Genomic DNA, 10,694 nt, shown 5'->3' with positions numbered 1-10,694 from the left:
CGACGCGACCGTTTCGACATCCGACAACATTGACGTGACCGCCGAGCACGCTTCGGGTGTCGGCACCGCTTACGATGCGACGGTTTCGACGGCGTCGGCAACGTCGGCAACCGCCGAACACGCTTCGGGTTCAGGTGTTGCGTACGATGCGACAGTTCAGACGGCGGGCAACACTGACGCCACCGCGGAACATGCGGCCGGTACGGGCGCGGCCTACGATGCGACAGCCCAGACATCTGGGGCAACGTCGGCAACCGCCGAGCACGCATCCGGTTCAGGCTCCGCACTTGATGCGACGGTACTCGTTGCGAGTGATGCATCCCCGACCGCTGGTCACGCAAGCGGTAGCGGTTCTGCATCCAATGCGAGGGTTTCGCTCGGCGTTCTCACCGCCGCGGAAATCGACAACGCCATCACCGCCTCCGCCACCCGCGTCATTTCTTACGTGGATGTCTACAACAGTGATATGTCTCCGTACCAGCTCGACATTGCCATGATCGAAGGCAACGTAACCGTGGACGGCAATCGAGACGAACGTCGCCGCGCTGATCTAACAATCTATAACGACGGCACCCTTGATGCTGTTGTGGGTGAGCTTTGGTACGACAAAATCATTCAGCTTCGCCGGGGCGTTGAATCCAAGGGGGTAATGTATGCCCCAATCATCTTCACTGGCAAGATCGAAACCCGTTCAATGAAGCACTTTGGTAATGACGTGAAACTCGCTTGCCGCGACATGAGTATTGTGCTCGCCCAGGAGTTCGGAATCTTCGAGGAATACGCCGCCAACGATCCACTTGATATTGTGATCCGCGACATTGCCCTGGCGGGTGGTCTGTCCATTGGTCAGATGAACCTACCCAACACGGGGCTGGACATCGGCACTGAAGAAATCGTATATACGCCGTCAGCGATGCGATGGGCCTCGATGCGTCAGCTCGCCGACTCCCACAACATGGACTTGTGGTTCGATGCTGAAGGCGTCCTCCAACTCACAGACAAGCCCCGCCTCGTTGGGTCGCCGATCTCTCATGTGTTCACCACCGGCATGGACGGCAACATTGGGGATTATTCCATGAATCAAAGCCCCACCAACATCTTTAACGTGGTGGCAGTGGTTGGCGAACGCACCAGCAACGACGTGTCCTACTACGGGGTCGCTGAAGACCTCACCGGCACCCCAACTTCGGTGGATGTCATTGGCCGCAGACCAATCACCGTGTCTCGCCCCGAGATCACCGACAACACTCACGCTCAGAACCTGGCGGACCGTCTTCTCGAGGACTACACCAAGGAACGGTTCGACATTCAGTCGAAAGCAATTCCTGATCCCCGATGGGAAGCGAATACTATAATTGAATTTGATCGAGTCGGTCCTGAGCCGGCCGAAGTAAACCGATACTTGCTTGAATCATTTAATTTGAACATCAAGCCGGGACCGAGCTCAATTAAAATTTCGAGGCTACAGACACCATGAGCGTATGGGGAAGTACATCAAGTTCATATGCGTCCCGAATGCGGGAACTCATTCATCGTTCCACGTTGGAGGCGATGGAATCACAGCGCATCACTCGACGATATGGAGTGGTGCAGAGCATCGACTCGGTGTCGAAGACAGTACAGGTCTTGTTCCCCGAGAACAGCACCAGCGTTACCGTGCGATACGGCTTTGCCCGTCCCGGTGAGGTGGGCCAACAGGTCCGCGTTGAAGGCGAATCAGGTGACCTGTGGATCGCTGAAGTGCTGGGGTACGTCATCTACACTGGCATCCCTGCCGCTCAACTGTTGGCGGTGGACCTGCTCGATGTGGCGGAGGGGCTCAACGCACTCATTGCCATCTGGGACCACAACCTTGGCTACCCAGAATACAAGGTGGAGTGGGCAGAGGATTTCCATTTCACGGTGGGTGTTGAAAGTATTGTCACCAATCATCGTGAGTCTCATAATATTCCCGGCCTTGATCCTCAGAAATCTTATTACGTGCGACTGTACGCCGGTAACGGCGACGGAGACTTTGGCCCCGCCGGCACCAAATCTGGCCCCCACTCTCCTTTGGATATCTTCTACTCGGACGGGTCTCCCCCAGCCTCAAGCCCCGCAGTAACATTGGATGCCGGTATCAGGATGCTGGCGGCCCGGTGGACACCAGTGGTCAACGCCGACCCCGTGTTCTACGAGGTCCACGCCTCAACAACTTCAGGCTTCACGCCGGACGGCACCACCTTGCTGACCGACACCACCCTGTCGTCGCACATCTTCACCAGAATGCCCGATGGAAGCCCCGTGCCGACTGACGGAACCACCGTGTATGTCCGGGTCGTAGCATTCGACCTCGATGGCTCCGCCGCAGCGGGCGCACAGGGCTCCGCGGCTGCTGGGCTGGTGGAACTGGGTGATGTCGGCAACGTGCCCTACAACGCCATTACAGACGGTCTGGTGCCCTCTGGGACGGCCCCCACGCCCACCCTTACCTCAGGACCGGGCTATTTGTTCGCCAAGTGGGACCACGGGACCAATGATGACCAGCTCACCTACGAGGTGCATGTCCACACCACCAACGACTTCACCCCTCTTGGTGGAGGCAACACCATGGTGTTGGAAACGACTTCGAACTTCGCCTTCATTCGTAACCAGTCCGCCGCCATTGGGGGTGGCCCACTAAACTACGCAGTTACGTACTATGTCAAGATCGTGATGAAGGATCTCGACGGAGAGTGCCCAAACTACTCCGTTCAGGACTCGGCCAATGTTCCCCGAGTGGAGACCACCGACATAGAGCCACTCCATATCACCACCGCCCTCATTGCTGACGCCGCTGTCGGCACTCTTCAGGTGGACGACGCCGCCATCACCGACGCCAAGATCGGCACCGTCAGCGCGGACAAGCTCTTCGTCGGCACCGGCTACCTCGATACTGCGGTCATCAACGACGGGTCGATTGCCGCCGCCAAGATCGCCAATGCCTCCATCACCTCCGCCCAGATTGACACCTTGGCGGCCTCGGATATCACCACTGGCACCTTCGCCGCCGATCGGATTGGCGCTGGAACCATCGACGCTCAGACAATCATCTTGTCGAACTCAGCTAGTTCCATACTGAAAGCCGCCACCGGCCAGTGGGAAATCAAGGGAGACGGCTCGGCGACCTTCGCCAACATCACCATCACTGGCGGCTCCATGACTGGCGGGGCCATCACCGGTGGTTCGATCTCCATTGGAACGGGCAACGACAGCTTCCACGTCAACACCACTGGCCAAATGTGGGTCGGAAACACGGCGTACGCTTCATCCCCCTTCAAGGTGGACAACAACGGAGATGTCATCACCAATGACCTCACTGTGAACGGCACCGCCAGCATTTCAGCCACCACGACCTTGGACGGAACGCTTACCGTCGGCGGATTCGGCTCAGGAGGCTTGTTCCAAACGGCAGTTGAAGGCAATCAAGGTGTGCGGATCGGCTCGATTCTGGGGGCGACACCCTCAATTCACCTTGGCAACGGGGGGGTGCTCGACGGGCGAATTTACGGCATCCAGACGGGCAGTGACTCGGCGAGCTTGCGTCTCGAATCACCGGAGTGGATCGACGTCGGTCAGCCCTACTTCACCTATCAGATCATGCAGCCCCAGCGCGTGGCGTTTGGGCACAACATTTTTGGGATCGGCTACCCCTTCTTTGATTACACGCTCGGTCTCGACGAGTTTCTCTTGGAACCCTTCGCCGCCGACGATTTTCGAGTTACCACCACCTCGGGCGGAGATGTTTACGTTAACTCCAACGGCCTCGTTGACATTACGAGTGCCGCCAACAACATCACGCTCGACAGCGACGGTGTTTACATCGGCAGCAACATGATCCTTTTCGGCAACGCCGCCAACCCCACGATCCGAGCAACGACCGGCAATCTGACGTTTCAGGTCGACAACGGTGGGCTCGTCAACGTCTTCCGCGGGACTTCGGCCGGTGCGGCGCAGGCCCAAATGACCAATGCTGCGGGCACGTACAATGTCACCGCCGACGGGACCGGCAGCCTTCAAACCCTCAAGGTAACCACGTCGTCGCTCCGCTGGAAAGAGGATGTCACTCACCTCGATTCGGCTGATTCCATGGAAATTGTGCGGTCTTTGACTCCGATTCGGTATAAATCCACCCTCGAAGCCGACGAAGAATTGCCTCACCAGTGGAGCTTCGCCGCCGAAGAGGCTGCCGTGATCGCCGAAGAACTGATCGGTCGCGACGAGGACGGTATTCCGCTGGGACTGAACCAGCGAAGCTTCCTGGTGCAAGTGTGGAACGCTGTCCGCAACCTCGACGAACGCCTGACGGGTCTCGAAGGGTGAAACTATTACTGACACCTGTGGTATTATGGCGGCCATAATGACCTATCTGAACCCCGAACAGCATTGGGTGTGCCCAAACTGCACACACGAAGACGTCTCGTATCAAGCTGGCGTCGTCACCCGGATGCACGCCTGCAAGGGGGCGGCCTTGATGACGATGCCCATGGTACTTGCCGGTATCGACGCCAAGATTGAACTCGTAGAGCGCGGCGACTATGTTGGGTCAGACAATGTTCAGATGGACGCCGAGGGTAAACCTTGGATGTCAGCAATCACAACCCGTGAAGACGGTCAGGATTGCGTCACATATGCCCCGCATGCAACGACTCAAGGAGTAATCTAATGGCGAAAGCCGAAGCCGAAATCGAAGACAACACTGGCGGTGACAACAAGACACTGGCTGCAATCGCTCATACGAAAACTCAGATCGAGATGTTCAGCCAGGGTCTAATCAACGCCGAAGCGAGACGAGATCGCGATGTCGAACGCGGCAACGCCTCGATTGCCCACATGCAAAAACGACTGGAAGCCGCACAGGCATCACTGAAAGCCTTGGAGGGCTGAATCATGGCATGGACGAACAGCAAGATTTTCCATCAGTTGATCGACGACATGATCGACAACACGACAAACGTCGATGTCACTGGCGGCACACCAATGTGTGCTCTGTTCAACGACTCGGTTACACCAAGCAACACGGTCAGTGCTGCGGCGTCGGCGTATGGTGCCGGTGTTTGGGCAGCGAACGAGGTTTCCGAGGCTGGACAGTGGGATGCGGGTGGTGTCGCCATCGCTGGTGTCACGTCCACCCCGTCGGCTGGTGTGATCACTGTTGACGGTACAAACACGGCGTCTGGCAGCGCTGCCGACCTTGCGAACGTGTTCGGCTGTCTCGTCTATGACGGTGCGGCGACAACGGTTGTCGATCAGGGCATCTGCTACAACTACTTCGGTGGCACGAATAGCGTGGTCAACGGTACGTTTACCGTGATCTGGCACGCCAACGGCATCTTCTCTATCGACGTTTCCTGAGTCTTGGCGTCGCCCGATAGACGTGGTGTATCACAAAACGTATTACGGCCTTCACCTCCCGTCTAGAACTTCTTAAGCAAGTACCCCAAGAGGCGGTCGAGCTGGTGCCACACCCACTCGTCTGCTTTAGAAACCTTGGGTTGAAGCCATTCTTTAAATTCTTCGCTTGTCATGTGAGGTATTTTATACCTTAAACGAGGCGGAACTGGAAAGTGGAAAAAAGAATGGTCGCAGAACTTCTCGCCCAGGCAGCGGAAGGTGGTGGACCCCACACCGCAGTGTGGGTCGCGGTAGTGACCGCTGGCTTCGCTTCACTCACCGGCATTGTCACTGCCGTCATTGGTTTCCTCACCCACAGGCAAGCCAAGGAGGGCAAGGAGCAGGCGACGCAGGCCAACGACGCCGTGAACCACCGCCACGCTGGCCAGCCCCGCATCTTCGATATGGTCATCAACGTCAAGGACGAAATGAGTGAACTGAGGACCGACCAGAGTTCCCTTGCGGACCATTTAGAGACGGCCACCCTCCACGCCTCCGACGAACGGGGCAAGATTCGCAAGGACGTGGCGGGACTTGAGGCCGCCATCCACGCCCACGTCGAATGGGAAGAAGGTCCCGAGGGCAAGTACAGCGAGTTTGATAACGAGATCAAAGAAATCCGTGAAGTCATCCGTCAGTGGGAAGCTGAGTAAAACGACAACGACCCCCGCCGAAACGAGGGTCGCGCCGTCATGTTTTTCTTTGTGGAGTCAGGCAAGCACCGTGTCAGCGATGAGCCACGCTTCGGCGCACTGATCAGGATTCCACGTTCCCCGGCAGTCACCGGAGGGCGGGAGTTTGATCCCATACAGTTTGGTCCTGTTGGCAGGACCCCACGCCGTATACGGGTTTCTTCCGTTCAGATGTCTGTCGCCAAACACCTTCCACGCCGCCCGCGCCTGGGCACCCAAGTCGCCCCGCAACAGGTTGATGTTGCGATGGGGAACAGTCCCGTCAGCACGGACCCTGATCTGCACACATCCATAGGACCCGAGGTATTCGACGCCGTTTTCCCAACCGGCATCACGAGGATTCCATAGGTGGTTGCACCAACTTGACTCAAACTGTGCGACTGCCACAAGGAAGCGCACATGGTTCGGTTCGGCCCAGTCTGGCTGATTGTCGGTGACCGCATCTGCCCACGCTTGCGCATGTTCAGGTACGAGCACCGGCCTGCTCAGACTTTGCTTCCGGCATACGACCAGCTTGTCGCCGGGATGAATCAAATCGGGGTTGGTAATCCCGTTCCAATTCACCAACGTCTGCACGTCGGCGTCATAGGTGACGGCTATCTTGGACAGCCAATCACCCGACTTCACCGTGTGCGTGCAACCGTCGTCGGCCAACACCTTGGCGGCACCGCCGATGAGCACCGCAAGGATCATGATTATCAGCATCGCCGAAGCGGAACTGAATTTAGCCGACCCCCGACGGCACTCATACTCGTAGTCGTAGACGGTCATCGCGACACCAACTGACGTGTCGTGCCAGCCTCAACGTGGGCCTGAACGAACTCGTCGCTCGGGATAACGTCGGGGCCACCGTACACCGTCACCGACGGTGCCTCGTATGGAGTCGTGACCACGGGTGCGGCCTGCTCGATACTTACCGGCACTTCGACGTGGATCGGTTCAACCTGCTCGTTGTTGAGCACGTAGAACAGCGCCACGGCCACTGCGCCAGCGACCAGAAGTCGCGTGATTGCTTCCCCGAACCCTGAGGTTCGCTGTGTTTCCGTATCCATGTCTATCCCTTCCGACCCCACGGAGTGCGGGGTGCCCTTACCTATCGGCAGGGCGGGGACAGACTTAAGGGAAACTCACAAAAATTATTCGAGCCGCTCAAGTCGGGCGATGCGACGGTCTTGGCGCACATTCTGTTTACGCTGACGCTCGACCCGATTATAAAGAATTTGAATATCTTTCCGAACAGCGACGATTTCTTCTTTAAGAACCTTCTCGTCGAGGGGACCAATATCCAACAACGGGTCGTGGTGGGTGGGGACAAGATGCCACCATTCGGAGGGCACGTTGGCCATCAAACCAACTTCATGGGCGTGCTCATGCAACGACACCTGTTCCAGCCGGGACGGCAATCCTGTCGTCCACATGAGATCAACGGCGTATGCCGCCTCCATTTGTGGAAGATTGCCGTGCTGATACCACGCTGGACGCACTTGATGCTTTGATCCAAGCCCCAAATCAGGGTTGGCTACGACCGGGTGGGTTTTACCACGGGCAACATACGCATCCCACAGTTGCTTTTGATGTTCGTATGTCCTTGCACCAGAACGAATTTGAATAGGGTCGCCCTGCCAAATCTCAAATAGTTTTCGGAGCCGCGCCTTGAGCTCGGGGTGGAGTTCGGCCACATTAACGTGGCTTCCGTTGGTGGGTAGTCCTTCCTGAATCACAGCAGGTCATCCATTTCTCGAACGAGACCCTCAAGCCTGTCCGCAATGGAAGCAATGGTTTCCCGATTGACTTCAACGACACTCGGATCTGGTATCGGATCGGGGTCTGGTGGTATAGGGATAGGTGCCGGATCGGGGTCTGGTGGTATAGGGATAGGTACCGGATCGGGGTCGATGATTGTGACGTCATTGTCAATGTTCATCCACTCGGGGAACGGATTCGCTTCCATCCAGCGGAGATAGTCCCCGTAGGTCTCGCGCGGTACCCCGGCAGGCAGGGTCAGCCATGACGCCCACATGCCATCACGGGTGATGCGACGGGCGTTGCCGATGCCGGCTCCACCAACAATCGCATGCTGTCCTGGTGGCCAGTAGTCGATGCCGTTCTGCACATACAGGTCAGCGTCGTCACCTTCAAGGCGGAAACGCTGCACGGTGAGCATGGCGGTCACGTTGGCGTCAGGCTGGTACCGCTTGCCCGCCCATGCGTGGATCATCTGCGCCGACTGTTTCCACGGTGCCGCGGACTCATTGTGTGGTCCACCGCGGAAATCCCAGAACACCCCGCCCTTGCCATACGGAAACGGGTTGGTGTCCGGTGTGCTGGAATTGCCGTAGTAGGCACCTTCACCGAGACCGTCGAGCCTTACGTCAAAGCCTTTCTTCCATGTGCCCCCGGCATACACGTACAAGGCGGCGTGACTAGACACAATGCGGGCCGTCGATGGTTGTATCGCGTCGTCAACCGACGGAAGAATCGCAAACCGGAATTCGATGGTGCGGTTACCGTCTTTCCAGCCTTCACCCACGTCAGAATACTTGCCACCCGTGGCCTGTTCGAGCGGACCCCACGCCAGCTTCGGTACATCATGTCCACCCGGCAAAGTTCGGTCGATGATTTCGCTGACCTTGAGCTTGGGAATCCCGTCCGTCGGTGGCTCCGGATCATCCGGTGTGGGGTCGGTTGCCGGAGGGTGATTGGCCTCCCATATCCATACCATTTCTCGATCACTGAAATGGTTGTTGTCGTGGTGTTCCCATCCACCCTTGAATTGGTTACGGTTCAAATCAGTTGGAAGTAGATCGAGGTAGACCGTCACATTCTTGTGGGCCGCATGGTGGCGAGCCATGTGCCATCCGTACCCACCCCAGTTGTGTTCGTAGGGGCCTGTCTCGATGTAATGACTTGGATTTGGGGTGAAGTTTGTCATGGGTTCCTCTGGTGGTGGGGTGGGTGCCGGTGGTTCTGGTGCTGGCGGTTCTGGTGCTGGCGGTTCTGGTGTTGGCGGTTCTGGTTCTGGTTCTGGTTCCGATTCTCCGGAGGCGAACACTTCGAGCACCGCATCCTCAATGTCGGAGAAAGAGTTTTGCGGATTGTCGGGATCGAAACCCTGATACTGCCAAGTCCAACGCGCCCACGTTCCGAACACGTAACCAGTGACACCAGCCCTCAGCGCAGCCTTAGCGTCAGCGACTGCCACGTCCTTGCCGTAGTTCTCGTATGGCCACTTGTCGGATGGCCCGAGGTAGCCGGTGTAGCGGGGCTCCCCCGCCCACACGTCAATGCCCTTCGGGTTGTAGGTCTCTACACCACGGCGGAGTTGTTGTTCGGTGATCGTCGCCGACTGGCGATGGCCCGTCTCCAATGCAGCCACGTCCAGCCAGTCGCCCTCGTTCTGATAGTTGAGGTGGCGGTAGGTGTTGTTCGGGTCCGACTCTGACCCATGGGAGGTGGGTGAGTGGTACACGATGCGGCGGCCGTCGCCCTCGAAGGCTGGCACCATAGTGCGCCACACTTCAATGTTGGCGTCGGTGTTATTCGAGCCAGCGTCACCGCCCACAATCCAGTGGTCGATGGCCGGGTGATCGCCGACCCTGTCCATCACCTGCCGACCGAAGGCCGCGGCGTTGCCGGCGTGGATCAGCCCAGCGACACCATGGTTCGGGTCGCCCCCCGGAAGATATGAGTTTTGCCAGATCAGCCCAAACCCGATTTTGGCTCCGTGCGCAGCGAACCGGTCAAACATTTGACGCAACCGTTGAACGTAGCCGTCACGGAAATAGAGGTTGCCGCCAGTGTCCCGGTAGCCGAGCTGTTCACCATGCCATCGGGACCAGATGTGCGCGTTCGGATGGTGAAACGGGAACGTCCACGCCCCGTCGAAACTGCGACCCGACGGTCGAATCCGTTTCAGTTCCCGCGCATACTTTTCTGCCGCGTTGGGTGTCCCCTTCGCACCCCACTGCCAGGCCGTGTCGTAGACTTCGAGGGTGGGGGCGGTGGTGAACGATATGGATGTAAAGTCAGTCATGTTGGACCAAGCATAACACGGGTGACTACAACGGGGCTTCCATCCGGACTCAGGTTGGCGTGATTCACTTCGCCCAGAAACGTCATCACCGAGACCGAGAGGCCGGGACGAGTACCATTATCGGTAACACACCCACGCGGTAAGGCCCTGAATGTTCTCGATGCGGGCAGCTTGCGCACCATTCAGGACGGGATCGTAAATCCATGTGTCGAAGTCCACGCCAAAGGCATTCTCGAAATCGACACGCCACCAGTAACGGTTCACCTGAGCTCGGCCATGGTCGCCGGAGCCGCGATTATGGGCAAGGTGGGGGTCGAGTTCGCCACCGGATTCGCACGGCAAAATTGTGTTACGGAACACACCCAGATGCTTGCCACCATATTCCCGGTGTTTGCCGCCACCATCGAGGTATCCGTACTCCCATAACGCGTCACTTATGGGCAGTGGCCAGCCGTGGCCGGGAACGCCCTGACTTTGACGCAGCTTCGATCGGGTTACCCCGTAGGCCATGCCGTAGGTGGTGGAGTCCACGATGACCCCATTGCCCGGTGTGGGGG

Annotated in this window: 10 protein-coding genes; 5 read left to right on the top strand and 5 right to left on the bottom strand. The window is 57.9% G+C overall.

Annotated features, from left to right (window positions below):
• Window positions 1–34: 34 nt before the first annotated feature.
• The 5 genes from HKN37_12940 to HKN37_12920 all read left to right on the top strand — a co-directional run bounded on the left by HKN37_12940 (window position 35) and on the right by HKN37_12920 (window position 6,065).
• A complete protein-coding gene (locus tag HKN37_12940; protein NNE47553.1) occupies window positions 35–1,477 on the top strand; it encodes a hypothetical protein in 1,443 nt (480 codons plus the stop codon).
• Between the two features lie 38 nt (window positions 1,478–1,515).
• Window positions 1,516–4,341, top strand: coding sequence for a hypothetical protein (locus tag HKN37_12935; GenBank protein ID NNE47552.1), 2,826 nt, complete (start codon window positions 1,516–1,518; stop codon window positions 4,339–4,341).
• A gap of 342 nt (window positions 4,342–4,683) precedes the next feature.
• A complete protein-coding gene (locus tag HKN37_12930) occupies window positions 4,684–4,905 on the top strand; it encodes a hypothetical protein (GenBank protein NNE47551.1) in 222 nt (73 codons plus the stop codon).
• A gap of 3 nt (window positions 4,906–4,908) precedes the next feature.
• Window positions 4,909–5,373, top strand: a complete 465-nt coding sequence (locus tag HKN37_12925) for a hypothetical protein (GenBank protein ID NNE47550.1) — start codon at window positions 4,909–4,911, stop codon at window positions 5,371–5,373.
• 224 nt (window positions 5,374–5,597) lie between these two features.
• Window positions 5,598–6,065 carry a hypothetical protein gene (locus tag HKN37_12920; GenBank protein NNE47549.1) on the top strand — a complete coding sequence of 156 codons (468 nt, stop codon included), beginning with the start codon at window positions 5,598–5,600 and terminating at the stop codon, window positions 6,063–6,065.
• Between the two features lie 57 nt (window positions 6,066–6,122).
• On the opposite strand, the gene HKN37_12915 is transcribed toward HKN37_12920, so the two are convergent.
• From HKN37_12915 to HKN37_12895, 5 genes are all read right to left on the bottom strand, one after another.
• On the bottom strand, window positions 6,123–6,875 hold the full coding sequence (locus HKN37_12915; protein ID NNE47548.1) for a LysM peptidoglycan-binding domain-containing protein: 753 nt from the start codon (window positions 6,873–6,875) through the stop codon (window positions 6,123–6,125).
• A complete protein-coding gene (locus HKN37_12910) occupies window positions 6,872–7,156 on the bottom strand; it encodes a hypothetical protein (GenBank protein ID NNE47547.1) in 285 nt (94 codons plus the stop codon). The genes HKN37_12915 and HKN37_12910 overlap by 4 nt, the downstream gene beginning before the upstream one ends.
• A gap of 84 nt (window positions 7,157–7,240) precedes the next feature.
• Window positions 7,241–7,825: a hypothetical protein gene (locus tag HKN37_12905; protein ID NNE47546.1), complete on the bottom strand. Its 585-nt coding sequence runs from the start codon at window positions 7,823–7,825 to the stop codon at window positions 7,241–7,243.
• Window positions 7,822–10,137: a hypothetical protein gene (locus HKN37_12900; protein NNE47545.1), complete on the bottom strand. Its 2,316-nt coding sequence runs from the start codon at window positions 10,135–10,137 to the stop codon at window positions 7,822–7,824. Before HKN37_12900 ends, HKN37_12905 begins: the two co-directional genes overlap by 4 nt.
• A 117-nt stretch (window positions 10,138–10,254) precedes the next feature.
• The coding region (locus HKN37_12895) for a hypothetical protein (protein NNE47544.1) at window positions 10,255–10,694 on the bottom strand (440 nt) is incomplete at its 5' end.

The sequence above is a fragment of the Rhodothermales bacterium genome (genome assembly GCA_013002345.1).
Lineage (GTDB): Bacteria > Bacteroidota > Rhodothermia > Rhodothermales > JABDKH01 > JABDKH01.
The sequence above is the reverse complement of the archived record's forward strand: the minus strand, read 5'-3'. Positions and strand labels throughout refer to the sequence as shown.